The organism is Geminocystis herdmanii PCC 6308 (assembly GCF_000332235.1).
Lineage (GTDB): Bacteria > Cyanobacteriota > Cyanobacteriia > Cyanobacteriales > Cyanobacteriaceae > Geminocystis > Geminocystis herdmanii.
The window spans coordinates 3,757,043-3,781,507 of record NZ_CM001775.1; the positions used below are offsets into that span (position 1 = coordinate 3,757,043).

General features: G+C 33.1%; 27 protein-coding genes. 16 read left to right on the forward strand and 11 right to left on the reverse strand.

Features of this window, described 5'->3' with window-relative positions; genetic code table 11:
- Positions 1 to 36: 36 nt before the first annotated feature.
- The 4 genes from SYN6308_RS18755 to SYN6308_RS18770 all read left to right on the forward strand — a co-directional run bounded on the left by SYN6308_RS18755 (position 37) and on the right by SYN6308_RS18770 (position 2,544).
- Complete coding sequence (locus tag SYN6308_RS18755; RefSeq protein ID WP_017295993.1) at positions 37 to 1,047, forward strand: ABC transporter permease; 1,011 nt, start codon at positions 37 to 39, stop codon at positions 1,045 to 1,047.
- A 162-nt stretch (positions 1,048 to 1,209) separates the two neighbouring features.
- Positions 1,210 to 1,905, forward strand: coding sequence for an acireductone synthase (gene mtnC / locus SYN6308_RS18760; protein WP_017295994.1), 696 nt, complete (start codon positions 1,210 to 1,212; stop codon positions 1,903 to 1,905).
- Between the two features lie 59 nt (positions 1,906 to 1,964).
- Positions 1,965 to 2,255, forward strand: a complete 291-nt coding sequence (locus SYN6308_RS18765) for a type II toxin-antitoxin system Phd/YefM family antitoxin (protein WP_017295995.1) — start codon at positions 1,965 to 1,967, stop codon at positions 2,253 to 2,255.
- Positions 2,239 to 2,544 (forward strand): type II toxin-antitoxin system RelE/ParE family toxin, encoded by a 306-nt coding sequence (locus SYN6308_RS18770; protein ID WP_017295996.1) that lies wholly within the window; start codon positions 2,239 to 2,241, stop codon positions 2,542 to 2,544. Before SYN6308_RS18765 ends, SYN6308_RS18770 begins: the two co-directional genes overlap by 17 nt.
- 437 nt (positions 2,545 to 2,981) lie before the next feature.
- On the opposite strand, the gene SYN6308_RS18775 is transcribed toward SYN6308_RS18770, so the two are convergent.
- From SYN6308_RS18775 to mnmA, 3 genes are all read right to left on the reverse strand, one after another.
- Entirely contained in the window at positions 2,982 to 4,163 is a 1,182-nt protein-coding gene (locus tag SYN6308_RS18775) for an AAA family ATPase (RefSeq protein ID WP_017295997.1), read from the reverse strand.
- A 352-nt stretch (positions 4,164 to 4,515) separates the two neighbouring features.
- The gene (speD, locus tag SYN6308_RS18780) at positions 4,516 to 4,929 is read right to left on the reverse strand and encodes an adenosylmethionine decarboxylase (protein WP_017295998.1); all 414 of its coding nucleotides are present in this window, start codon (positions 4,927 to 4,929) and stop codon (positions 4,516 to 4,518) included.
- Positions 4,930 to 5,180: 251 nt separating this feature from the next.
- A complete protein-coding gene (gene mnmA / locus SYN6308_RS18785) occupies positions 5,181 to 6,230 on the reverse strand; it encodes a tRNA 2-thiouridine(34) synthase MnmA (RefSeq protein WP_017295999.1) in 1,050 nt (349 codons plus the stop codon).
- A gap of 528 nt (positions 6,231 to 6,758) precedes the next feature.
- On the opposite strand from mnmA, the gene SYN6308_RS18790 reads away from it, so the two are divergent.
- The 8 genes from SYN6308_RS18790 to amt all read left to right on the forward strand — a co-directional run bounded on the left by SYN6308_RS18790 (position 6,759) and on the right by amt (position 13,355).
- Positions 6,759 to 6,995, forward strand: coding sequence for a type II toxin-antitoxin system HicB family antitoxin (locus SYN6308_RS18790; protein ID WP_017296000.1), 237 nt, complete (start codon positions 6,759 to 6,761; stop codon positions 6,993 to 6,995).
- Complete coding sequence (locus tag SYN6308_RS23000; RefSeq protein WP_017296001.1) at positions 6,992 to 7,180, forward strand: type II toxin-antitoxin system HicA family toxin; 189 nt, start codon at positions 6,992 to 6,994, stop codon at positions 7,178 to 7,180. Before SYN6308_RS18790 ends, SYN6308_RS23000 begins: the two co-directional genes overlap by 4 nt.
- Before the next feature lie 127 nt (positions 7,181 to 7,307).
- Positions 7,308 to 7,787, forward strand: a complete 480-nt coding sequence (gene ispF, locus SYN6308_RS18800) for a 2-C-methyl-D-erythritol 2,4-cyclodiphosphate synthase (RefSeq protein WP_017296002.1) — start codon at positions 7,308 to 7,310, stop codon at positions 7,785 to 7,787.
- 156 nt (positions 7,788 to 7,943) lie between these two features.
- Positions 7,944 to 8,330, forward strand: coding sequence for a c-type cytochrome (locus SYN6308_RS18805; RefSeq protein ID WP_017296003.1), 387 nt, complete (start codon positions 7,944 to 7,946; stop codon positions 8,328 to 8,330).
- Between the two features lie 145 nt (positions 8,331 to 8,475).
- The gene (locus SYN6308_RS18810) at positions 8,476 to 10,098 is read left to right on the forward strand and encodes a SpoIID/LytB domain-containing protein (RefSeq protein WP_052312652.1); all 1,623 of its coding nucleotides are present in this window, start codon (positions 8,476 to 8,478) and stop codon (positions 10,096 to 10,098) included.
- Positions 10,099 to 10,184: 86 nt separating this feature from the next.
- On the forward strand, positions 10,185 to 10,430 hold the full coding sequence (locus SYN6308_RS18815; RefSeq protein WP_017296005.1) for a DUF4926 domain-containing protein: 246 nt from the start codon (positions 10,185 to 10,187) through the stop codon (positions 10,428 to 10,430).
- Between the two features lie 90 nt (positions 10,431 to 10,520).
- Positions 10,521 to 11,420 carry a DUF4351 domain-containing protein gene (locus SYN6308_RS18820; protein WP_017296006.1) on the forward strand — a complete coding sequence of 300 codons (900 nt, stop codon included), beginning with the start codon at positions 10,521 to 10,523 and terminating at the stop codon, positions 11,418 to 11,420.
- 108 nt (positions 11,421 to 11,528) lie between these two features.
- Positions 11,529 to 13,355 (forward strand): ammonium transporter, encoded by a 1,827-nt coding sequence (gene amt / locus SYN6308_RS18825; RefSeq protein WP_017296007.1) that lies wholly within the window; start codon positions 11,529 to 11,531, stop codon positions 13,353 to 13,355.
- A 13-nt stretch (positions 13,356 to 13,368) separates the two neighbouring features.
- Here the strand turns inward: amt and SYN6308_RS18830 are convergent, their stop codons facing one another.
- Positions 13,369 to 13,845: a CRR6 family NdhI maturation factor gene (locus tag SYN6308_RS18830; protein WP_017296008.1), complete on the reverse strand. Its 477-nt coding sequence runs from the start codon at positions 13,843 to 13,845 to the stop codon at positions 13,369 to 13,371.
- A 77-nt stretch (positions 13,846 to 13,922) separates the two neighbouring features.
- Complete coding sequence (locus SYN6308_RS18835) at positions 13,923 to 14,603, reverse strand: GUN4 domain-containing protein (protein ID WP_017296009.1); 681 nt, start codon at positions 14,601 to 14,603, stop codon at positions 13,923 to 13,925.
- Positions 14,604 to 14,862: 259 nt separating this feature from the next.
- On the opposite strand from SYN6308_RS18835, the gene SYN6308_RS18840 reads away from it, so the two are divergent.
- Positions 14,863 to 15,438, forward strand: coding sequence for a Uma2 family endonuclease (locus SYN6308_RS18840; protein WP_017296010.1), 576 nt, complete (start codon positions 14,863 to 14,865; stop codon positions 15,436 to 15,438).
- A 21-nt stretch (positions 15,439 to 15,459) separates the two neighbouring features.
- Here the strand turns inward: SYN6308_RS18840 and SYN6308_RS18845 are convergent, their stop codons facing one another.
- The 5 genes from SYN6308_RS18845 to tyrS form a co-directional block, all read right to left on the reverse strand.
- Entirely contained in the window at positions 15,460 to 16,143 is a 684-nt protein-coding gene (locus tag SYN6308_RS18845) for a type 1 glutamine amidotransferase domain-containing protein (protein WP_017296011.1), read from the reverse strand.
- Positions 16,144 to 16,158: 15 nt separating this feature from the next.
- On the reverse strand, positions 16,159 to 16,923 hold the full coding sequence (locus SYN6308_RS18850; RefSeq protein ID WP_040467421.1) for a TIGR00297 family protein: 765 nt from the start codon (positions 16,921 to 16,923) through the stop codon (positions 16,159 to 16,161).
- Positions 16,924 to 16,986: 63 nt separating this feature from the next.
- Positions 16,987 to 17,532: an adenylyl-sulfate kinase gene (gene cysC / locus SYN6308_RS18855; protein ID WP_026102165.1), complete on the reverse strand. Its 546-nt coding sequence runs from the start codon at positions 17,530 to 17,532 to the stop codon at positions 16,987 to 16,989.
- A gap of 245 nt (positions 17,533 to 17,777) precedes the next feature.
- Complete coding sequence (locus SYN6308_RS18860) at positions 17,778 to 18,506, reverse strand: response regulator transcription factor (RefSeq protein WP_017296014.1); 729 nt, start codon at positions 18,504 to 18,506, stop codon at positions 17,778 to 17,780.
- A 493-nt stretch (positions 18,507 to 18,999) separates the two neighbouring features.
- Positions 19,000 to 20,211, reverse strand: coding sequence for a tyrosine--tRNA ligase (tyrS, locus tag SYN6308_RS18865; RefSeq protein WP_017296015.1), 1,212 nt, complete (start codon positions 20,209 to 20,211; stop codon positions 19,000 to 19,002).
- Positions 20,212 to 20,388: 177 nt separating this feature from the next.
- On the opposite strand from tyrS, the gene SYN6308_RS18870 reads away from it, so the two are divergent.
- A complete protein-coding gene (locus SYN6308_RS18870; RefSeq protein ID WP_017296016.1) occupies positions 20,389 to 20,805 on the forward strand; it encodes a GtrA family protein in 417 nt (138 codons plus the stop codon).
- Between the two features lie 11 nt (positions 20,806 to 20,816).
- The gene (locus tag SYN6308_RS18875; RefSeq protein WP_017296017.1) at positions 20,817 to 21,974 is read left to right on the forward strand and encodes a glycosyltransferase family 4 protein; all 1,158 of its coding nucleotides are present in this window, start codon (positions 20,817 to 20,819) and stop codon (positions 21,972 to 21,974) included.
- A gap of 35 nt (positions 21,975 to 22,009) precedes the next feature.
- Here SYN6308_RS18875 and SYN6308_RS18880 read toward each other — a convergent pair whose 3' ends face one another.
- Positions 22,010 to 22,627 carry a tetratricopeptide repeat protein gene (locus tag SYN6308_RS18880; protein ID WP_017296018.1) on the reverse strand — a complete coding sequence of 206 codons (618 nt, stop codon included), beginning with the start codon at positions 22,625 to 22,627 and terminating at the stop codon, positions 22,010 to 22,012.
- A 337-nt stretch (positions 22,628 to 22,964) separates the two neighbouring features.
- Between SYN6308_RS18880 and murC the strand changes: the two genes are divergently transcribed.
- Complete coding sequence (gene murC, locus SYN6308_RS18885) at positions 22,965 to 24,416, forward strand: UDP-N-acetylmuramate--L-alanine ligase (protein WP_026102166.1); 1,452 nt, start codon at positions 22,965 to 22,967, stop codon at positions 24,414 to 24,416.
- Positions 24,417 to 24,465: the final 49 nt, after the last annotated feature.

The window sequence follows — 24,465 nt, forward strand, 5'->3', positions numbered from 1 at the left end:
GTTGATAATGACAGGATATTAACTAATCAACTAGAAATGAAGAATAATTGGCTTTTTAATGAAAATGTAATTTATGTCATAAAACGGCTATTCCAAGGGCTTTTAACATTATTATTAGCATCCATATTGAGCTTTGCGATCATTCAATTAGCACCGGGAGATTATTTGGATAATCTACGACAAAATCCAACTATTTCTCAAGAGACTCTTAATGAATTACAAGTTCGTTTTGGTTTAGATAAATCTCCTTTACAGCAATATGGATTGTGGCTTAAACAAGTGGTTACTAAATTCGATTTTGGGGAAAGTTTTGTCTATTCTCGATCGGTTTCTAGTCTAATTAAAGAGCGTATTCCTGCCACTTTATTATTAGCTTTTTCTTCTCTAATTATTACATGGTCTATCGCGCTTCCTTTAGGTATTATTAGTGCTGTAAAACAAAACACTCTGCTCGATCGAATTTTAAGGGTAATGAGTTATTTTGGACAAGGATTTCCTAGTTTTATTACCGCTTTATTATTATTAGTTTTAGCTCAAAATTTAGCCCCCATTTTTCCAGTGGGAGGCATGACAAGTATTAACCATGATGAGTTATCTTTTACAGGAAAAGTTATGGACATTGGTTGGCACATGATTTTACCTACCATTGCATTAAGTATCACCAGTTTCGCAGGATTACAAAGACTAACAAGAGGGCAACTTTTAGACGTGTTAAGACAAGATTATATTCAAACAGCAAGGGCGAAAGGTTTACCTGAAAATCGGGTGTTATATGTTCATGCTTTACGCAACGCTATTAACCCCTTAATTACCTTATTAGGCTTTGAATTTGCTAGTTTATTAAGTGGTTCATTTATTGCCGAATATTTCTTTAATTGGCCCGGTTTAGGTAGGTTAATTTTACAAGCTGTTCAAGCCCAAGATTTATATTTAGTTATGGCTAGTTTGATGATGGGTGCTACTATGTTAATTATTGGCAATGTTATAGCAGATTTATTATTAAAAGTAGTTGATCCTCGTATTCAATTAGAAAATCTCGATAATTAATTGAGAATTGAGAATTGAGAATTGAGAATTGAGAATTGAGAATTGAGAATTATTGATTATTTATGAACCTAAGAGGAATTTTACATATATTTTTTATTAATTCTTGAAAATAACTCTTCCCTTTTTCTTACCCTAACCATTCTACTTAAATACAAACTAATTATGATTAAAGCAATTTTAACGGATATAGAAGGTACAACCAGTTCTATTAGTTTTGTCCATGATATTTTATTTCCCTATGCCTATGATAAAATAGCTGATTTTTTAAGCCAAAATTGGCATAATGAACAGGTTAAAAATATTGTTTTAGAAGTAGCTAATTTAGAAAATTTAACAGATTTTACTCCCTCAGAAATTACTACTATTTTAAGAGATTGGATTAAGCTCGATCGAAAAGTTACCCCATTAAAAGATTTACAAGGTATCATCTGGGAAGAAGGTTATAAAAATGGTGATTATCGATCGCATATTTATCAAGATGCCTATGAAAAATTAACTTTTTGGCACAGTCAAAATATCCCTATTTATATTTATTCATCAGGTTCGGTTTACGCTCAAAAATTATTCTTTAGTCATTCAGAATATGGTAATTTATTACACTTATTTTCTGGGTTTTATGATACCAATATAGGCAATAAAAAAGAAAGTCAATCTTACCAAAATATTGCTAATTCTATGGACTTAAATCCTGATGAAATTATCTTTTTATCCGATGTGGAAGCAGAAGTTAATTCGGCTTTTTCTGTGGGAATGTCCACCGTTTGGGTAATTAGGGATGAAGGTATATTTCAAGAAAAAAAAGATACTAATTCATCTCATCAAATAGTTAATAATTTTAGTTTAATAACTGTACTGTAGATTAAAATTAGTGTTAAATTAGATATAAATTTAATGCAAATAATGCAAAATGATTGTTTATGATTAACCTAAGTCGAGATATTCAATCTCTTTCTACATTTAAGCGTAATACTAATGATTTAATCAGTCAAATTAAAGAAACAGGTAGCCCGATGATTTTAACGGTAAATGGCAAGGCGGAGATAGTGGTACAAGATGCTATCTCTTATCAACAATTATTAGATAAAATCGATCGTCTTGAAACAATGTTAGAGATTCAAAAGGGTTTAGCTGATGTCAAACAAGGCAATACTCAATCTTTAGACAGTTTTATTAAGGAAATGGAAACTAAGCATGACATATCAGGTTAAGTTGACTGCCTATGCTAAGGGTGAAATTGAGTCGGTTTATTTGTGGCATAAAAGATATGATGGTCATTATGCCGATTCATGGTTTCGTGGTTTAATGAATATAATTGGAACTTTGCAAGAAAAGCCTTTTCGTTGTGCTTTAGCAAGGGAAAACGATGATTTTACGGAGGAGATTAGACAGCCAATTTATGGTAAAGGTAGTAATCGTTATCGAATTATTTTTATAGTTGAAGATAATTTCGTTCATATTTTGTCTGTACGTCATGGCAGTAAGTCTTCTGTTATATAAAACTTACTCATAGTTACCTATGACGTTTACTTCTTGCTTCTACCAGTCAAGTCGGCTTGATACTGTCCACAAGCGTTGATTCGGGTGTAACCCACCCTACTTTTATTATTCTAATTAATTGATTAATCTTGAATAATAACTAATTTTTTATTTAATTTAATCTTTAAATTAAATAGTTTTAACAGTCTTGGTTATCGACTTCATTAAAAGCTAACATATTTTAAAAAAAATGTCAACCTTTATCCCGTGAGTAGGTATAAACAACTATAATAAACTATTAGTTAACAGTTAAAAGCTCTTGATTTTAACCCCTTGGATTTAGAGTAATTTAGGACTTAAGCAATAATAACAATATTGTATTGTAACAAGATAATATTGGTAATATCTCAAACCTTCTTGTTAAGTGCTATTGTCTAAATTACATTAATAAACATTACTTAAAAATGGAGTGATTCGTGTAATTGTTCAGACACTAGAATCACATCATCAATTTTAAAAGTAACTAAATCTGGTGTTGTAGGATTTGTCATTTTTGCTAAACGATTACATTGATTTGCTATACATCGATCGAATATATTACGAATAAATCTACCATTACCTAAATCCCCTATTTTTGGTTGAAATTCTATTAATAAATCCCTAATTTCTATTTTTACTAAATCATCAATTTTATAACCATGTTCTTCACACATTAATTCAAAAATTTTTGTCAATTCTTCGGGGGTATAATCTTGAAAATTAATGTATTTAGAAAACCTCGATTTTAACCCCGGATTTGATTGAATAAATCTTTTCATTTCCTCTTTATAACCTGCCACAATTACCACTAAATCTTCTCGATTATCTTCCATCATTTTCAATAAAGTACTAATCGCCTCTTGCCCAAAAGTATCTTTTTTATCTTCAGGCACGAGGGAATAAGCCTCATCAATAAACAAGATTCCCCCCAAGGCAGACTCTACTACTTTAGTGGTTTTTGGTGCTGTTTGTCCTAGGTATTCGGCGACTAAATCTGTCCTATCAACTTCGATAAAATGTCCTTGAGAAACTATATCTAATTTTTGATATATTTGTCCTAAAATTCTCGCTACGGTGGTTTTACCTGTGCCGGGGTTTCCCGTAAACACTAAATGTCTGGTAATTTGAGGAGTTTTTAAACCTGCTTTGATTTTTAGGCGAAAAATTTTCGCCATATTAACTAACTCTTGAACGGTAGATTTTACTTCTTCTAAACCTATCAAAGAATTGAGCTTTTCTAAGTCTTTTTCGATCGAACTGGGCTCATTTATATTATTTTCAGCTTCTGTTTGTGAAGGAGAATTTTCGATTATTTGTTGAGTTTTAAATTCAGGGGGATTGTTAATTATATTAGCTAATTCTAAAGCGAATTTACGATCAATTTCTTTACAAGAAACTCCTAAAATTTTATTAGCTTGTTGTACAGCAGTTTGACGATTAGAAACATAACTATGATAAAGGCAATCTGTAACGGCGGATTTATTTTGTTTGAGTAAAAATTCATTGGCTTTTTGTTCATTATCCCATGCTGCCCAAAACCATGAATTTGTTAATTGACAAACACTAAATACTGGCTCTGTAGATAGATAGTAATAAGGCATATTTTTAAAAAAGTTCGATCGAACTATTGATATTTAAGTAGTATTATTTTACCTCAGTTCGATGTAAGAAACTTGATGATTAATCGGGTTTAAATCAATTTTTACTACTATCTCCTTTCTCCTGTCTCCTTGATTTCTTTCTTCGTTGATTTTGTAGGGATTAACTAGAAATAATGAGAATTAAACTAAGGATTTATTCCTGAATTAGACATAAAATTAATAACTGAATTTGTATTTATTTATGCCTAATTGCTGATTCAATATCCCTCAAATTAGGATAGTTCTGGTATTTTGAGATCATAAAAAATAGAGGATTCTAAGAACAAATATTTGAGGGCAAACAAGTTTTACACTAAGCGACACCTTGAAGGACAGGAATATACTCCTCTCTCATAGTCGTCATGTTTTGATGGACAAACGCTTCAGGAAAACCTCGATCGATTTCTCTCATGGTTGCCTGTTTAGCTTCGAGTGCAACTTGTAATACTTTCATGGCTTCTTTAGGTTGTCCAGCACCACAGAAAAATAAATCTGCGGCAAAATAACCATATTCGGGCCAAGTATGAATTGCAATGTGAGATTCCGCCAAAGTAACGGTAGCTGTTACCCCATGGGGACTAAATTGGTGTACACACATATCGATTAAGGTTGCTTTTCCCGCCTTAATAGCATCTAACAAGCCTTGACGGATTCTTTCTGGATCGTTCAAAAGATCAGCCGGTGCTTGCCACGCATCTACCACTAAATGTGTACCCACTTTGTTCATTCTTGTCAACTCACTCCATATTGTGCTAATAGGGACAATAGATTTTAACAGATATTTTAGTCCTGTCATCCAAAACCTAGTTTATGTTTTTTCGCCTGTTGTAATAATACTCGACTATTCATAGCTAAGGTTAAGAGAAAGTAAAGACTAAAATCTTCCAAACAAACATCATATACAAATTAGTATCTTCTTGTCAAGTACTTTCTAAAAAAAATCTTTACTTATACAAATTCTTCATTTTTAATTCCTCATTATTTATCAATGATACCACCGCCTAGGAGTAAATCTTCATGATATAGCACGGCTGCTTGTCCGGGTGTAATACCAAATTGAGGCTCGTCAAAAATTAATTTTATTCGTTGACTATCTAAGGGGATGACATTAACGCTTTTAGGGGGAGTGCGGTATCTAATTTTGGCTTCTGCTTTGATGGGATTTTCGGGAGGTGCGATCGAAACCCAATTCATACGACCAACAATACATTCTGTCCTACCACCTTGATCTCGTGTTGCTACAACAACATGATTCATCACAGGATCAAGTTTGACTACATATAAAGGTTCAGCATAAGCAATACCTAAGCCTTTTCTTTGTCCGATCGTATAGTGATGAATACCAGTATGTTCTCCTAAAATATTACCTTCTAAGTCCACAATTTGCCCTTGTTTGGGTTGAATATATTTGTCTAAAAAGTCTTTCATTGAGCCATGAGTTTCAATGAGACATAAATCTTGGCTATCGGGTTTATCCGCAGTTTTTAGTTCAAATTTACTCGCCATAACTCTCGTTTCGGCTTTAGTTTGTTCTCCCAAAGGGAAAATTAAATGAGATAATAAATCTTGAGTAAGATCATAGAGAAAATAGGATTGATCTTTAGTGTCATCGATCGCCTTTAAGAGTTGGTATCGATCGAGCTTTTCATCATAGTTGATTCTAGCATAATGACCTGTAGCGATTTTATCAATACCGAGATTTTGTTGAGCATATTCGAGCATCGGCGGAAACTTAACCACTCGATTACATTGAGAACAAGGCAATGGTGTAACTCCAGATTCGTATCCTGATACCACATAATCAACAATATAAGTTTGAAAAAGCTCACGGGTATCCACCACATGATGAGGTATGCCTAATTGTTCGCAAAGATGAGCCGCATCTACCATACCATCAGAACAACATTGCCCTTTACCCTTCATTAACCACAGAGTTAAGCCTTCCACTTCATAACCTTGACTTTGTAAACTAGCCGCCGCCACCGAACTATCTACCCCCCCTGACAAACCAACTACTACCTTAACCATAAAATTCAGAAAACCAAATAAAAAATAATGAACATCAAATAGTGAATTTAATTCTTATTTTAACAATTAATCAGTGAACTACCCATCGCTAACTTTTTAATCATCTCATGGAGAAAGGCTTAGATGAAATACAAGTAGTAGCCTGTGGGGGGAGGAAAACAACATTAACTGTTATATAAAACTTACTCATAGTTACCTATGACGTTTACTTCTTGCTTCTACCAGTCAAGTCGGCTTGATACTGTCCACAAGCGTTGATTCGGGTGTAACCCACCCTACTTTTATTATTCTAATTAATTGATTAATCTTGAATAATAACTAATTTTTTATTTAATTTAATCTTTAAATTAAATAGTTTTAACAGTCTTGGTTATCGACTTCATTAAAAGCTAACATATTTTAAAAAAAATGTCAACCTTTATCCCGTGAGTAGGTATAAACAACTATAATAAACTATTAGTTAACAGTTAAAAGCTCTTAAGCTATACTAAATTTATTCTGATTAAGCAGACATTGAATAATATCATTATGGATAGATTAGAATTGCCAGTAGAGTATAGTTTCGATTTTGATAGTAAGATGGTTATTGCTACTATACCTCAACTTAACTATATTTCTTCTTTTGGTAAAGATTTTAAGGAAGCTGAAAAAAACATTACTGAAGCAGTATTAGCTTATTTAGAAGCGTTAGAAAAAGAGGGTTTAACTATTTCCAACATTGAGAAAAGTTTAGGTACAGTTTTAATCGTTGAGTTAGTTTCATGAGTGACAAATTATCTTCTATAACTTGCAAAAAAGCATTACGCAAACTAAAAAAAGCAGGATTTACAGAAAATCATCAAAAAGGTAGTCATTTAGTTTTAAAACATTCTGATGGCAGAATGGCTGTATTACCAATGCACAATCAAGATATTCCTAAAGCTACATTGTATTCCATCGTAATTCATTAAGCTAAATTAAGCCTAGAAGAATGGAAAAATCTTTAATCTTAATTTTTGTCTTTATTACCTATTACCTACCCTCGTTGATCGATCGTGGTAAAATACCGATAAAATAAGGTTCGATGTGCAAAATAGAATGATTAGAATTGGTAACGGTTACGATTTACACAGATTAGTCGAGGGAAGAAAACTTATTCTTGGGGGTGTCAACATTGACCATCATCTCGGATTATTAGGTCATAGTGACGCTGATGTGTTAACTCATTCCATCATGGATGCCTTACTTGGGGCGTTGAGTTTAGGGGATATTGGACATTACTTTCCCCCTAGCGATCCTCAATGGGCTGGAGCTGATAGTATGGTATTGTTACAGCAAGTTCATCAATTAATACTCGATCGAGGTTGGACTATTGGTAATATGGATAATGTCATTGTAGCCGAACGTCCCAAATTAAAACCCCATCTTCCCGCCATGATCAAATCTCTCGCTGATACACTTTCGATCGAGCCTGATAGAATTAGTATCAAAGCCACCACCAACGAAAAATTAGATGCCGTAGGTAAAGAAGAAGCAATTTGTGCCTATAGTGTTGTTTTACTTTATCAAAATACTTAAGAGATAATTAAGAATTAGGAATTAGTAATGAGGAATTGAATTGATTGTTAATTTATTCATTTCTAATTATTCTTAATTCTTTATTAAATTCTGGCATTAATGGGAACAAATATTGCAAAATGTTAAATAAATAAACTAAAACTTAACAATGATTCTGTGAATAACCAGTTATTACAAAGAGAAACAAATTATACCGAAATAAAGAAAACGACTCTTAGTCTTCTAACAGTGATTATAATCTTGCTCTTAAGCATAATAGCATGGTGGTTAATACCAACAAAAGACCCTTATACTCTTGAAGTGCTATCCTATCAAGGTAATATTGAGCGAGGAAGTGCTATTTTTCAAGTCAATTGTGCGGGTTGTCATGGTATTAATGGAAATGGTAATGTAGGACCAAGTTTAAAAGATATATCAAAACATAAGTCAGAAGTCAAAATTATTAATCAAGTGGTAAGTGGAAAAACTCCCCCCATGCCAAAGTTTCAACCATCCGCCGAAGATATGGCAGATTTGCTCAGTTATTTGCGCCAACTTTCTTAATTTTTCTTCTCCAAAACGTTATACTTCTTCAAAAAAAATTTTATGATTTCCTAGGGTTTAAATATTATTCAACTAATTAAGATATAATCTTGAGGGTAATTAATCCTTACTGATTATGGGTGTGAGTAAAAGTAGTTTCTTTGTTATGAAATCTAATTCTTGGTTAAATATTAATCCTTTATCTTTAGTATCCTCTCAACTTTGGTTAACATTGCCTTTAATATTGGGAATGTCGTTTTTGTCTAATCTTCCCATTTTAGCCGTAGATTTAAAAGTGGGTATTGTACAAAGATTTGGGGATGAATTAGAAGATGAAATTGCCCTCAAAAGTACTTCAGGTGATTCTTTGACGGTGAAATTTACTGATATTTCTACCCAAGAAGAAAAAAACCTCACGGCTAAGGAGTTAAAACTTTCGATCGAACCTCAACCATTAGCGAATAAACTCATAGAAGAAAGACTAATCTTAGGGGATTACGGCACATTTGAAACCGCAGAAGATTCCGCTAATCGTTGGCAATCTTTAGGTATTGATGTCGAAATTACTCAACCCGGACGTTGGCAAGTGTGGGCGAAACGTAGCACTTATTCCACACCTTTATTAAAAAGACTCTTAATCAATGCCATTGAAGAAAAAGGCTATCGAGACGTTTACATTGAAACCGCTATTTTATTAGAAAAACCCATTGTTACTTTCAAAGTTGGGGAAAATACCTATAAAACGAATTATTTAGAAATCAATAGTGGTAGAAACTTATTACAAGTAAAAGATGGCGCAAAGGGTACATGGCGTAATTATGGCGGAACTTTTACCCTACAACCTAACTCCTACGGTAATTATACCCTTGTCAATAAAGTAAATATTGAGACTTATTTAAGGGGAGTTGTACCTCACGAAATTGGTGCTAATGTACCGATGGCAGCCGCCGAAGCCCAAACTATTATCGCTCGAACCTATGCCCTTCGCAATACTCGTAGATTTCAAGCGGATAATTACGAAATGTGTGCCACAACCCATTGTCAAGTTTACTATGGATTAACAGGCACTTCTCCTATTTCCGATAAGGCGATCGAATCTACCAAAGGATTAGTGTTAACTTATAATAATGAATTAGTCGATGCGTTATACTCTTCTACCACGGGAGGAGTAACATCCTATTTTGAAGATGTCTGGAATGGAGAAAATCGCCCTTACCTTAAATCTGTTATCGACTCTCCTCAACAAGTATGGAATTTAGCAGAAAATAGTCTCGAATCCGAAGCCAATTTCCGCAAATTTATCAATCTCCAAAACGGCTTTAATGAGACAGGAAGAAGCCTCTTTCGTTGGAATCGCAAAAGTACTCTAGAGGATTTAACTAAAGACTTACGAAAATACTTAGAACGTACCAAACACCCCCTACAAGATTTTAAAACCATTAAGGAAATGAAGATTGTCGATCGATCGACTTCAGGAAGAATTATTAAAATGGATGTTACCACAGACTTAGGAGTGGTATCCCTAGCCAAAAATGAAGTGAGAAGTGCTTTTACGCCTCCTAGAAGTACCTTGTTTTACTTAGAACCCTTTTTCGATAAAAATAACAAATTAGCTGGATATGCCTTTGTTGGTGGCGGATTTGGTCACGGAGTGGGATTAAGTCAATTCGGTAGTTATAATTTAGCAAAATTAGGATGGTCAGCGCAACGTATTCTTGAGTTTTACTATCCGGGTACAAAACTTGAATCTTTAAACAACACCATTATTTTTTGGCAACCTTCTCCATAGACATCCACCATATTTTCCGTAGAGACGTAAAATTTTACATCTCTACAATAATTTTAGCACTCTTAAACCACATCGAAAATAACACTATGGATATAGAACTATATCAAGAAATTGCTTTAAACCGTGATATTCCTGAACATAATTTAAAAAAAGGAGATATAGCCACTTTAATCGATTTTATTGAACATCCACAAGAGGGAGAAAAGGGTTGTATTTTAGAAATATTTAATCCTCTAGGTGATTCGGTAAAGGTTGTCACCGTTCCTATTTCAGCTATTAAAATTTTAGAAGCTGATGATGTTTTAACTACTCGATCATTAGTAGAGATTTAATTATTCTCATTCTTCTCAATATAATATCAAGGTTTCGATCGAATAACAAATTAGCAGTCATTAAATTTGATATATATTTCCGAAAAATTTATGAGTTATGATAGTGTTTTAAAATTTATTATCGACGAATACACCAACCCAATTTTAAGCTGGTTGTTTGCTCAAGAAATCACTGCACCAGTGAAAATGTTAAACACAGAGTTAAACGTTGAACCGATTAGAGCAGATGGTGTATTTTTCTTACAGGTAGGGGAAAAAATTATTCATCTGGAATTTCAAACAAAGCCCAAATCTGAACCGCCATTACCCCTAAGAATGCTTGATTATTGGGTAAGATTGTATCGAACCTATAAACTATACCAACAAAACACGAGGATAGAACAGGTTGTTATTTTCTTACAACAGACAAATTCTCCCCAAGTTTATCAGGATACATTCCAAGTAGATAATACAATTCATCGTTATCGAGTGATTCGGATTTGGGAATGTGATGCCACTCCCCTTTTATCCCAACCCGAATTGTTACCTTTAGCGGTACTAGCGAAAAGTGAACAACCCGAAATTTTATTTTCTCAAGTGGCAGAGGAAATTAGTAAAATCAAAGATGAAAGACAAAAAAGCAATATAACCGCTTGTGTAGAATTATTAGCAGGTATTAATTATTCGGAGGAATTAATCAAAATGTATTTACAAGATGATCTTTTAAAAGAATCGGTGACATATCAAAGAATTATTCGAGAAGGAATGGCTGAGGGTATTCAACAAGGTATTCAACAAGGCATTCAACAAGGTTTGGAAGAAGGAGAAAAGGAAGAGGCGATCGCGCTCGTATCTCGTTTAATTAAAAAACGTTTTCCTGAAAGGGCACAAACCATCAGAGAAACCTTGCAAAATTTATCTGTTGAGCAAATGGAGTCATTAGCAGAAAGTTTATTTGATTTTACTTCTTTTGATGATGTAACTAATTGGCTACAAAATCTTAATTCCTAACATCTAATCTTTAACACCTAACAAGTTATAAATAGTGTCTCACTTATCATTTGCTTGATCAAAAAGATGGCATAACTAGAATATTATACTTGTTAAGGTCATAACCTGATGTTCCCACAAACTGATTACCTATTCCCCATTGCCAACTTTTATCAATATCAAATTATTTCCGTTTTGAGTGTAAATTTGATTGATCAACTTTGGTTATTAATTTGTTCGGGATTAGTATTATTGATGCAAGGCGGTTTTATGTGTCTTGAGTCGGGGTTAACTCGATCGAAAAATAGTATTAATGTAGCGATCAAAAATATAGCAGATTTTGCGGTATCAGTCTTATTATTTTGGACATTTGGCTATGGTTTAATGTTCGGAGTGTCGCAAACGGGTTGGTTTGGCACAAGCAATTTTTTCTTTTCCTCCTCTAATCAACCATCCATAGCAGTATTTTTCATTTTTCAAGCTATGTTTTGTGGTACAGCCACCACAATTATTTCTGGGGCGGTAGCGGAAAGATTACAGTTTGGAGCTTATTTAATTATTTCAATACTGGTGTCAGGATTAATTTATCCATTATTTGGTAATTGGGCATGGAATGACAATGGTTGGTTAAAAGAGATGGGGTTTATTGACTTTGCTGGAAGTACAGTTGTTCATTCGATCGGTGCATGGGTTAGTTTAGGGGCATTAATCGTTATTGGTGCTAGAAACGGGCGATTTTCTTCTGGAAAAATCAACAAAATTCAAGGCTCAAATTTACCTTTTGCGGTGTTGGGCGCTCTGCTTTTATGGGTAGGGTGGATTGGTTTTAATGGTGGTAGCACTTTCGCTTTTAATGAGCAAGTGCCAGATGTGATTCTCCATACGATTCTTTCGGGAGTTGGGGGAATGATTTGCGGTATGATTCTTAGCTATTTTCAAAATAAACGCATCGAAGTTGAAGAATTAATCAACGGTAGTCTGGCGGGATTAGTGGGAATTACTGCTAGTTGTCATGTGGTTTCTACTCCTGTGGCTTTAATGATAGGTGTCACCAGTGCAGGAGTCACTAATTTAGTTTCTTTTTATCTGAAAAAATGGGGCATTGATGATGCGGTGGATGCCATTGCAGTACATGGAGGGGCAGGGCTTTGGGGTACAATGTGCGTCGGTTTGTTTGGAGATTTAGAGTTACTTAACCTCGCTCATGAAAAAGTCCAGCTCGATCGAACCTTACAACTTATGGTACAGTCATTAGGAGTAACGGTAGCTTTATTATGGGCTTTTGGAATAACATTTATCTTGCTAACTCTGGTGAATCGTTACTACAGTTTACGAGTATCTGCCGAAGATGAAGAAATCGGCTTGAATATTTCTGAACATGGAGCAAGTACTGATACTTATGAACTATTCCATGTTATGGATATACAGGCGAGAAATCAAGATTTAACGTTGCGTGTACCAGTACAACCTTTTACGGAAGTGGGACATATTGCTCACCGTTATAATCAAGTGATGGATGCTTTAGAAGTCAATCATCGTCAAAATGTAGAGTCTTTGGAAGAACTTTACGCTATCACCGCTACCGCAGTATCTTCCATTGAAAATAATCAGTTTAATCCTGCTGATTTTGAGGATTTTTGCCATCGCCCCGATGATTTGGGTATTTTAGCTCAAACTTTACAACAAATGTTAGAAATATTAAACCGTCAACAGGAAGAATTGGAAATTACCCAACAAAAATTAACCTTAGCAGAAGATAATAAACAACAACTCCTTAAAAAAATTATTACTACTATTTTAGAAACTCGTTTTCCTGAAAATAATACGGAAATTATTAGTCTAATTAATCAGATAGATTCTCCTGATTTAATCAATCTTATTCAAGAAAGTTTAAAGGTAAGTTCGATCGAACAAATATTGACGATACTTATCTCTGATAATAATAAAAACTTCTAAACAAGCAATTATTCTAGTGGAGAAGATCAAAAAATTCATCGTCTAAATCATAGCCAAAAATTTGAGTCATTGCCTTTAATCGAGAATTTCCAGTGAGATTATTTTGCCTTAACCAACTATGAAGAATAAATGTTTTTTGCATCACAAAAATATCTAAAGCCTCTTGATTATATTGTATTCCTTCACTGCGATTAAACTGGTGAGGTACAAGCATTGCCGTATATCGGGCTAACTCTCCTTCACGCCAATTCAAAGCAAAAGGCAACCAAGGGTAAAGACTATCTAAGGCAATAAACCAAAGTCTTATTTCTGGAATTTCTGACAGCTCACGAGGATCATTATCTTCTCTAAGATAATCAATTTTAAAGATTAATTGTTGTTCTAAAGTCAAAATTTCTTGACATTTTTCCACATCTTCAATAATTGTTTTTACAGGAGATAAATCTAAGTTATTAATGTGATTTTTATTAATAGAAATGTTAATACTCATAATGGATAATTGAGGATGAAAAATTAATGTATCCCTTATTACTTATTACTTATTGCTTATTACTTATTAATTATTAATTACTTCCACACAGGATGAGATAATAAAGCATCCATTACCCTCACTCCTCGTAATTGATTCGATAGAGGTAAATGTCCATTAGGTGCGCTTAAATCCCAAATAAATTCTTGGGGATATTTTGTCCATTTATTCCCTGATTTCCATTTCAATTGAGTCCATAATTGAGTATAATCTTTTCCTAAAGATAGCCACATTTGACGCTGTATTTTATAGCCAAATTTTCCTTCTGAATATACTTGCCAAAGTAGATCGATCGTGCTTAAATCAGTGATAGGAAATTTCTCTACTTCCGTAAAATAAACCCATTTTCTTTTAATAGCGGTTTCCCCAGCCAATTCACATAATTTAACCCTTGTTAAAACATCGGCTTCTTGATATTTTTGCTCAATGAGTAATCTTTGGAGTTCACTATAATCAATGTTTTTATCGGATACTAATTTAACAATTCCTTTAGGAAAATAAAGGTTTAAAAACTTCTTATTTTCTTGACTATTATTGTTTTTTAATAATTGATATATTTTCCCCGTAACAGGATTTACTTGCTCTCTATTATTTAGTAAAAAATCTCTTAAAACTTGATAACCGTCTTCTCCTTGGTTAATTAATTCGTTAATTAAAGGTATCCTATTTTTATCTGATGTTTGACTAAATTTATCTTTTAAAGTTAATAATTCATTCATTTTATTTCTTAGAAAAAGTTATGATAGTTTTTTTATATAGTAATAATTTGACAAATAAAATTGGTGAGATTGTGTTCTCTCTTTGATAGACACCCTCTTTATTTATACCATTTTAAAGACACCTTAAATTGTTAAAAAATAGGCGTTCATTGTATATCAGCAGTAACTACTTATATATTAAGTGGTCGTAAATTTATATTGCCAAAAAAAATACTATGATGAAATTGGACAAATAACTATATTTTACTAATGGAGATGTATGGTTTATTTATCAACGCCTTTGGAATTGGATTTAAAATTGAGTGATGATGATTTTTTGTCATTGTGTAGTAAACATCGAGATTTAAAATTTGAACGGAATATCAACGGAGATTTAATGATTATGTCACCAATGGGAGGATTAACCAGCAAACGAAATGCTGATTTGATTTATCAACTAAACGCATGGAATCGAAAATATAAATTGGGAATAATCTTTGATTCTTCAGGAGGTTTTAAACTTCCTAATGGAAGCGATCGATCTCCTGATGCTTCTTTTGTTATGATGGATAAATGGGATAATCTGACAAATGAGGAAAAAGAGAGATTTTTGCCGTTATGCCCTGATTTTTTGGTGGAATTGAGATCACCTTCCGATAATTTAGCTAAAATTCAGGAAAAAATGCGAGAATATATGGATAATGGTGCTAAATTAGGATGGTTAATTGATCCTAATCGTAAAATAATCGAAATTTATCGCCCTTGTCAAGCAGTAGAAATATTAGAATCTCCTCTTAATATTAAAGGAGAAGAAATTTTACCGAATTTTACTTTAGACTTAACAGAAATTTGGTAATTTTAACTATTCATAAAAAGATTATTTTTTTGTTAATGAAGCAATCAATACATCGGCAACTTTTCTACTAGATGCAGGATTTTGTCCTGTGATAATTCTATCATCTTCTAATACAAATACTGCCCAAGGTTCGAGGGCTTTTTCAAAAATTGCTCCCCTAGCAATTAATTCTGTTTCCGTTAAAAATGGTACAATATCTTCTAATTCTACCTGTTTTTCTTCCTCATTAGAAAATCCGGTCACTGTTTTGTTTTTAATCAATAAATTACCATCGGATAATTTAATATTGAGTAACCCTACGACTCCATGACAGACAGAACTCACATAGCCTCCCTTTTCATAAATTTGACGGGTAATTGACTGTAAAGTCTCATTGTCAGGAAAATCCCACATTACTCCATGACCACCTGCATAATAAATGGCAATATAATCATCAGGATTGATTTGTGCAGGGTTTAACGTGTTACCTAAACGATTCATAAATTCTTTCTTCTGATACCATTCCCAATCCATCGACTCTGCTAAAGCTAAACTATGGGGATCGATCGAAACGTAACCGCCTAAAGGACTAACATAATCTATCTCGTATCCTGCGGATTCCATTTTTTCGGCAAAATGCACTGCTTCCCCTAACCATAATCCTGTAGCTCGATTTAAGTTAGGATATTTTGCGACACTGGTTAAAACGACTAATATTTTTTTCATGATTTTTATTAAGAATTAAAAGCTAAAATTATTTAGATAAACATAACTACATAAAATTGCGATCGAAGCCCCGATTAAAGTGTTTAAAACGTTGACAAATTCATTAGTTAACCAATCAAATTTTGTTTGTAAAGTTGCCCCAATTACACTTTCTAAATTAGTGGCAATAAACGCCGAAATTATACAGATAATTACCCCGATAAAATCGATCATATTTATTTGCCATGCCACAAGTGCGATCGAAATACTAGCAACGATTCCAGCCAAAGTACCCTCCCAACTAACTGCCCCTTCTGTACCCCTCGGCACAGGTTGAAAATTAGTAATTAAAAAAGTACTTTTACCATAGGCTTTACCAATTTCACTAGCACAAGTATCCGATAATTTAGTAGCGAAACTAGCCACATAACCAATTAAAAAAAACGACTGCCAAGAAGGAAGAAACACAAATCCCAAACAACAAATAGTTGCCACTAATGCACTACCCCAAACATTCGCTGGCGCTCTCATGCCCGATCGTTTTTCTGCAATACCTTCTGCTTCTTTTTGTTTTATACCTACTTTAGTAATAGCAGAGCCTACTAAAAAATAGAACATTACGACGAGATAACCCTGCCATTGTAAACTACCCCAAACAATCACTCCCAAAACCCAACCATGAAGATAACCCATCACCGTTAAGAGTTTTTTTGGAGAGATTAGGGCAATAACGATGAGGATAGTATTAATAATAACCGCAGTTATCCAAGAATTAGACCAATCAAAATAGAGATTTTCCATCAATATTTCCTCAGTAGGGTGGGCAATGCCCACCATGATTTATCATCTTAATAAAGTTAAGTCTTAAACCGTTGCCGTTTGACGCAAATAACCAAGTTTTTCTAAACCTTCAAATACCTTATTGACGCTTTCCTCTAACTCTTCTAAATCAGTGCGACATTCAATTTCAGGATTTAAAGGCGCTTCATAGGGATCGCTTACCCCAGTAAACATTTTTATTTCGCCCGATCGAGCTTTTTTGTATAAACCCTTAACGTCTCTATCCTCACAGACATTTAAAGGTGCGTTGACGAAAACTTCAACAAAATTGCCAATTTTGCCTCGCACTTCCTCTCTAATATCACGATAAGGAGAAATCGCCGATACAATAACAATAACGCCATTACGAGTTAATAAATTAGAAACGAAACCAATACGACGGATATTTTCATCTCTGTCTTCCTTGCTAAAACCTAAACCTTTAGTTAAATTAGTACGAACAATATCCCCGTCTAATACTTCTAATTTGTAACCTTGTTCTTTTAATTTTATTGCTACCTGCTCACTAATGGTAGTCTTACCCGCACCACTAAGTCCAGTAAACCAGATTGTTACGCCTTTTTGTTCTATCATTTTACTATATTAATTATTGATTGATTGATGATCAGAAGATTAATCCTAAAGTATTTTACAACCAACGGTGACTTTCTTTATTTTTTGTGAAACGCAAAAGTATAAATGATGAGGAGACTAGAAGACTAGAAGACTAGAAGACTAGAAGACTAGAAGACTAGAAGACTAGAAGACTAGAAGACTAGAAGACTAGGGGGAGATACTTTGTTAATTCTTAATTCTTAATTCTTAATTCTTAATTCTTAAGGTTTTAACAAATTAAATTTTTGCAATACTTTAATGTTTTCTGTGGTTAATATTTTGCATAATTCTTTTGTATCATTTAGTATCTCTATTTCTTTAGCACATTCATCCTGTAAAATTTGAAGATATAATTGCTGTTTTTCTTCGTTATCAGATTCTCTTAACATTTTTATAGCAATATTCATATTATTAAGAGGATTGCTCAAATTTATAATCAATTTTTCCAGAATATCATCTTTCAGATTAATTAAATTTTCATGAGTTTTTAGTCTTTTATTTTTCTCATTAACATTTTTTTTAATCTTGGTAATAACTTCTTGATTTTTTTCTAATTGGACATCAAATGTTTCCGTTATATGTTGATGTCTTGCCAATCTTGAGATGACGGAATTTAATAATTCTTCGGGTGTAAATGGTTTAGTTAAATAATCATCAGCACCTAATTCCATTCCTTGACGAATATCTTTTTTTTCGACTTTTGCAGTAACTAAAATACAGGGAATGATAGAAATTTTTTCTGTTTTTCTCAAGTTTTCTAAAAACTCATAACCATCCATATAAGGCATCATTATATCAGAAATAATTAAATCAGGTAAGTATTTGATGGCTAAATCTAAAGCATTTTTACCGTTATCCGCAGAGATGGTTTCATAGTCATTTAACTGCAATATTTGGGCTATATTTTCTCTAATTTCTTTTTCATCTTCCACAATTAGAATTTTAGTCATTAATTTTACTCCACTTAATAAATTGTTATGGTTTTATCTCAAAAGTCGAACAATGTTTAGCCTCATTTTGTCGTAATTTCTTGCACTAAAATTTTTTCTGATTCAGTGGCTAACTCTGATTTACCAGAAAATAATTCTATTAAAGAATCTTTTTTGATTACAGTTTTTTCTCATTTTTTTCTATATAATTTCTAATAGCTTCATCAACAATAGTTTCAATAAATTTACCTAAAGTCTCAGCTATTTTAATTATTGTTTCTGCGATTTACTTTTAGGTTGCCAATTAATTACTTTCCTCATATTTTCTTTTTTTAGTTAAACTTTATTCAACTAAAACTGTTTATATATGGGTTTAATTATTCAGTCCATACCATCGATGAAACTCTTATTTATTATATATGTTTTATGAGTAACTTTTATCAATATTAAATTATTTTCTTACTGAGTATAACATTAATTAAGAAACTAAAAGTAACAAAGATTTAGAGGTTTCTTAAATTAGTCTGATAAATTTTTTCTTGCCTACTTGAATTATTTTATTACTTAATTCTGTGGCATTTTCAATGGTATAATTCGGGTCTGTAATTCGATCGCCATCCAAACGAACACTTCCTCCTTGAATTTGTCTTCTACCGTCACCGCTACTGTTAACTAAGCCACTGGCATTAAGAATATAAAACAATTTAGCAGGAAATTCTACATTATCAAGGGAAAATTCGGGTACAGCTTCAGCATTTGCCAGATTTTGATTGCTGACGATTTCTAAGGCAGTTTTTTGGGCAGTTAATGCGGATTCTTTACCATGATATTGAGATACTACTTCGACGGCTAATAATTTTTGTGCCTCTCTGGGATTTTCGGGTATAGCACTTAAAGGGAAATCTGTCAATAACTCGAAATAATTTGTTAATAAAGCATCGGGAGTTTTTTCTAACTTAGAATACATCGACAAGGCATCTTCTTTTAAACCTACATAATTGTTAAGAGATTTTGACATTTTTTGTTCGCCGTCTGTGCCGATGAGAATAGGTAATAAGACACCAAATTGGGGTTTTTGTCCGAAATATTTTTGTAAATCTCTCCCAACGGCAATGTTGAATTTTTGATCTGTACCCCCTAACTCTACATCTGCATTGACGGCAACGGAGTCATAACCCTGCATCAGAGGATAGAGAAATTCATGGAGATAAATGGGGGTTTCTTGGGTGTAGCGATTGTTAAAGCCTTCTTTTGCTAACATTTGTTGTACTGTCATGGTGGCTAACAATTCTTGAATTTTTGCGAGGTTAAGGCTTGATAACCATTCGGAATTATATCTTATTTCCAGTCGATCGGGCGTATCAAAATCTAAAATTGGGCGTAGTTGATTAAGGTAGGTTTGTGCGTTTTCCTTAACTTCTTCCGATGTAAGCTGTTTTCTTACCTTATCTTTTCCGGTCGGATCGCCTATTTGTGCGGTAAAATCTCCTATAATGACAACGGCAGTATGTCCTTGATCTTGAAATGCTCTTAGTTTACGAAATGGGATACTATGACCTAAATGTAAGTCTGTACCGGTAGGATCAATTCCTAATTTTACCCTTAAAGGTCGATCGATCCTAGTGCAAAGTTGTTCTAAATTATCATTAATATTATCAGATTCGGGTTGATGAGGAAAAATATCACTAATGCCTCGATGTAACCATGAAAAATTATCGCTTACCATCTTTTATTTTCGATCGTTAAAAAGTCCATAATATATATTACCATCAGTTGATGTATTTAGATAATTGAGGTAAGAATTGAGAATTGATTAATAATTTAAGATTATTTGCTAACATTTTATTGCTCAGAAATTATTGATGATTGCTATATTAAATAAAAATTAAAACTTATTTTAAAGATGATAGAAAAAATTAAAACTTTTGTAAATTTGCGAATTTTTAAATTTTTAGGAGTAGGAGGTTTCTGTGCTGGTTTAAGTTTAATTTTAATGTATCTTCTCACTTCTCTACTGCATATCAATTATTTAATTTCTAGTGTTATTACGATTATTGTTACTAATTTTATTGGTTTTGCCTTAAATAAATACTATACTTTTCAGACTCAAAAAAAGTTATTTTGGCGTGAACTTTGGAAATATTATAGCGTGATGTTATCTAGTTATATTATCAACCTTTGTGCTATGTATATTTTAGTAGATTTTGTTAATATTTGGTACTTATATGCTAATATGATTTTGATTGTTATTTTAACTCCTCTTAACTATATTTTTCATAAAAATTGGAGCTTTAATAAAAAGAAATTACCTAGTAAATAATCAATGATGTTATGAAGATTTTAGTCGTTACTCATTATTTTCCGGCACATCGGGGAGGAGTGGAAATTGTGGCGGGAGAATTGATTTCTCGATGGTGTCATCAAGGATTAGAAGTAACGTGGATGGCTAGTAATAATGATTCTTGTCCTAATTTTCATGATAACTTACAATGTATCTCGATCGAGTCTAATAATATCATCGAAAAAAAACTAGGTTTTGCTTATCCTATCTGGAATATTGTTAAGGTATATCGACAACTATGGAGACAAATTAAACAAGTTGATATAATCCATATTCACGAATATATTTATCTAGGCAATATTCTTGCTTTTTATATCGCAAAACAACAAAAAAAACCGATAATTCTTACTCAGCATATTGGCTTTATTCCCTTCAGTAATCCTGTTTTTTGTTTTCTCTTAAAGTTAGTTAATTATACCCTAGGAAAATTTATCTTAACTAGGGTCGATCGAGTGATTTTTTGTAGTAAAGTAATAGAAGAATATTGGTTAAAATTAAAGCCTAAATTTAAGCAAAAACAGATATTTATTCCTAATGGGGTGGATACTAATATTTTTTATCCCGTTGACACAGAAGCAAGAATAAAAGTTAGAGAGGAATTAGCATTACCCCTAGATAAATTAACCATTCTTTTTGTGGGGCGTTTTGTGGAAAAAAAAGGCTTAAATTTACTCGAAAAATTAGCTAAAAATTATCAACAAATAACGTGGGTTTTTGTGGGATGGGGTAGTTTAAACCCAAAAAATTGGGGTTTATCCAATGTTTATGGGTGGGAAAATTTAGAAAAAAGTGCCTTAACTCCTGTTTATCAAATGGCAGATTTACTCATATTACCTAGTAGTGGCGAGGCTTTTCCCCTCGTGATTCAAGAAGCTATGGCTTGTGGTACTCCTGCTTTTGTAAGTAGAGAAAGTGCTGATCAATATCCTCAATTACAAAACATGATATTTTCAGCAGAGGTGAATAAACCTCATTCAGAAGAAGAATGGCATAACAAAACAGAGGAAATTATCAAAAATCCGCAATTGTTAATCGATTTAAGAGAAAAAGTTGCTAATTTTGCTCAAGAATACTGGTGTTGGCAAAAAACCGCCGACAATTATCTACAAGTTTTTGAAGATTGCTTTGTTACCTCATCAAATAATTAGGGGTTGCTGAAAAAAGATTTTGGTTGTGTCGTAACTTAATTGCTAATTGTTAATTGTTGATGAACACAAGCAATATACCACATATAATCATCAATTTTATGGGAAATAGCCTTATTCAAATAAAACCAAGATTTACTTTGCTCTCTTTGTGCTTCATAATATAAGCCAATATAAAAATTAAGATAAAACATTTCTCTTATATCTTTGGTATTGGCATTATTAATGATAGTTTGTATGGTTGATTTCCCCGCAAAAAGTCGATATATTGAAGTCATGAACGATCGAGGATCATACTTAACAGGTAATAGACAATCCCTGGCAGAATCAGCATTTTCCAGTTGCGCAATAGAAAGATAATGCCAAAGAGTCTCCTCTATATCCAAAGAATTGACACTTAAATCAACTTCAAACTGTCTCGCCGCCTTGGCGTATTTTTGCAGATAATAATAAGTAATGCCTCTTTGCCACAGATAAGGAGTTAGTTGGGGGTTTAATTCCTCTGCTTTATTAAAATCCATTAAAGAATCCTGAAATCGTGTTAATTTAAAATAAATCATACCCCGATAAATATACATTCGAGGGGCAAAAGGATTAATTTTTAACCTTTGATTACATTTAATTAAATCTGATTCTAAAACATTTGTATCAATCATGCCGTTTTTAAGAGGGAAAAAAAGAGGGATTAATTATCTTTGAGACGATAAAATTAAATTAACTATTGCCAGACAAATAGGAAAAATTAAGCTATATTGATTATTTATGTTATATTAAGCCTTTGTTTTAATAGGGAGAAAAATATCATTAATAAGTAAATCAGATATAAACAAACAAATTTAATTATGAAAAAATATTGATTAGAACTTTAGTAAAAATTGATAATTAATTCGATCGACAATAAAACAACAATGCTGGTATGATTTACAAAAATCAGTATATCATTAAAGCAAAATTATAGTTACTACTTATTTTGGTGTGCAGGAGAATATAGCTATGAAAGAAATAGATTTGCAGGGAAAGCCGTTTCATTTTATCGGCATCGGCGGTATAGGAATGTCAGCCTTAGCCTATATTTTAGCAAAAAGAGACTTACCCGTATCAGGTTCAGATATTCGTGCTAGTCACATTACCGAAAGACTTGAAGGAGTGGGCGCCCAAATTTTTACCAGCCAAACCTCAGAAAATTTTGAACAATTAAACAAAACTCAGTATTTAAAAGAAAATCTTCCTGATCATCATTTAAGTAGTAACTATGATCCTCAGATTGTTTGTTCTACCGCCATCAATAATCATAATTGTGAATATAAAAGCGCCATCGAAAAAGGCTATCCTATCTATCATCGCTCAGACTTATTAGCCGCTTTAATTAAAGATTATCAGAGTATTGCCGTTGCTGGAACTCATGGCAAAACTACTACCAGCAGTTTAATCGCTTATATGTTGTTAGAATGCGGTTTAGACCCTACCGTTATTATAGGGGGAGAAGTGAGCGCTTGGGAAGGCAATGCTCGTTTAGGCAAAAGTCCTTATTTAGTAGCGGAAGCCGATGAATCAGATGGTTCTTTAATCAAACATCATCCTCATTTTGGTATCATTACTAATATAGAATTGGATCATCCTGATCATTATCAATCTTTAGATCAGTTAGTCAATATTTTTCAAGAATTTTCGGCTCAATCCAATATCGTCATTGCTTGTATTGATTGCCCTGTAGTTAAACAAAACATTAAAGCTGATCTTACTTATAGCCTCAATGGTGATTCTTCAGCTAATTATATCGCTAAAAATATTGTTCATAATCCCTATGGTAGTGAAGCACAAATTTGGGAAAATGGTCGTTTATTAGGTAATATTACCCTACTTTTGTCAGGAGATCATAATATTAGTAATGCCTTAGCATCCATCGCGCTCGGACGGAAATTAGGGTTACAATTCAATATCATTGCCCAAGCCTTGAGTAGTTTTGAAGGGGCAAAAAGAAGATTTGAGTATAAAGGTACTTATAACGGTGGCACATTAATTGATGATTATGCTCACCATCCTAGCGAAATTCGTTGCACTTTACAAGCCGCTCGATCGAGATTACCCCAATATCAAGCGCAAAGATTAGTCGCTATCTTTCAACCTCACCGCTATAGTCGCACTGCCACCTTTTTAGAAGAATTTGCTCAATGTTTCACGGAAGCAGACGTGGTAATTATTACGGACATTTACAGCGCAGGGGAAACCAACTCTCAAGGAATTACGGGAGAAACCTTAGTAGAGAAAATCAAGAAGTATCATCATGGAGTTTACTACCATCCCCAACTATCTACCATGACAGAATTTTTAGCTGACTTTTTACAATCTGACGACTTAACCTTATTTTTAGGTGCAGGAAATCTTAATCAAATCATCCCTAAATTAGTTCAACTTGATACATCAAATCTAGCTCAAGTTGCCTAACAAAATTAGCTCTATTTTAAAGATTACTATATCTTGCAATGAGTGTTTG

Coding starts and splice junctions, on each gene's coding strand:
- SYN6308_RS18755 (WP_017295993.1), top strand. CDS start 37: ATGAAGAATAATTGGCTTTTTAATGAAAATGTAATTTATGTCATAAAA.
- mtnC (WP_017295994.1), top strand. CDS start 1,210: ATGATTAAAGCAATTTTAACGGATATAGAAGGTACAACCAGTTCTATT.
- SYN6308_RS18765 (WP_017295995.1), top strand. CDS start 1,965: ATGATTAACCTAAGTCGAGATATTCAATCTCTTTCTACATTTAAGCGT.
- SYN6308_RS18770 (WP_017295996.1), top strand. CDS start 2,239: ATGACATATCAGGTTAAGTTGACTGCCTATGCTAAGGGTGAAATTGAG.
- SYN6308_RS18775 (WP_017295997.1), bottom strand. CDS start 4,163: ATGCCTTATTACTATCTATCTACAGAGCCAGTATTTAGTGTTTGTCAA.
- speD (WP_017295998.1), bottom strand. CDS start 4,929: ATGAACAAAGTGGGTACACATTTAGTGGTAGATGCGTGGCAAGCACCG.
- mnmA (WP_017295999.1), bottom strand. CDS start 6,230: ATGGTTAAGGTAGTAGTTGGTTTGTCAGGGGGGGTAGATAGTTCGGTG.
- SYN6308_RS18790 (WP_017296000.1), top strand. CDS start 6,759: ATGGATAGATTAGAATTGCCAGTAGAGTATAGTTTCGATTTTGATAGT.
- SYN6308_RS23000 (WP_017296001.1), top strand. CDS start 6,992: ATGAGTGACAAATTATCTTCTATAACTTGCAAAAAAGCATTACGCAAA.
- ispF (WP_017296002.1), top strand. CDS start 7,308: ATGATTAGAATTGGTAACGGTTACGATTTACACAGATTAGTCGAGGGA.
- SYN6308_RS18810 (WP_052312652.1), top strand. CDS start 8,476: ATGAAATCTAATTCTTGGTTAAATATTAATCCTTTATCTTTAGTATCC.
- SYN6308_RS18815 (WP_017296005.1), top strand. CDS start 10,185: ATGGATATAGAACTATATCAAGAAATTGCTTTAAACCGTGATATTCCT.
- SYN6308_RS18820 (WP_017296006.1), top strand. CDS start 10,521: ATGAGTTATGATAGTGTTTTAAAATTTATTATCGACGAATACACCAAC.
- amt (WP_017296007.1), top strand. CDS start 11,529: ATGTTCCCACAAACTGATTACCTATTCCCCATTGCCAACTTTTATCAA.
- SYN6308_RS18830 (WP_017296008.1), bottom strand. CDS start 13,845: ATGAGTATTAACATTTCTATTAATAAAAATCACATTAATAACTTAGAT.
- SYN6308_RS18835 (WP_017296009.1), bottom strand. CDS start 14,603: ATGAATGAATTATTAACTTTAAAAGATAAATTTAGTCAAACATCAGAT.
- SYN6308_RS18840 (WP_017296010.1), top strand. CDS start 14,863: ATGGTTTATTTATCAACGCCTTTGGAATTGGATTTAAAATTGAGTGAT.
- SYN6308_RS18845 (WP_017296011.1), bottom strand. CDS start 16,143: ATGAAAAAAATATTAGTCGTTTTAACCAGTGTCGCAAAATATCCTAAC.
- SYN6308_RS18850 (WP_040467421.1), bottom strand. CDS start 16,923: ATGGAAAATCTCTATTTTGATTGGTCTAATTCTTGGATAACTGCGGTT.
- SYN6308_RS18860 (WP_017296014.1), bottom strand. CDS start 18,506: ATGACTAAAATTCTAATTGTGGAAGATGAAAAAGAAATTAGAGAAAAT.
- tyrS (WP_017296015.1), bottom strand. CDS start 20,211: ATGGTAAGCGATAATTTTTCATGGTTACATCGAGGCATTAGTGATATT.
- SYN6308_RS18870 (WP_017296016.1), top strand. CDS start 20,389: ATGATAGAAAAAATTAAAACTTTTGTAAATTTGCGAATTTTTAAATTT.
- SYN6308_RS18875 (WP_017296017.1), top strand. CDS start 20,817: ATGAAGATTTTAGTCGTTACTCATTATTTTCCGGCACATCGGGGAGGA.
- SYN6308_RS18880 (WP_017296018.1), bottom strand. CDS start 22,627: ATGATTGATACAAATGTTTTAGAATCAGATTTAATTAAATGTAATCAA.
- murC (WP_026102166.1), top strand. CDS start 22,965: ATGAAAGAAATAGATTTGCAGGGAAAGCCGTTTCATTTTATCGGCATC.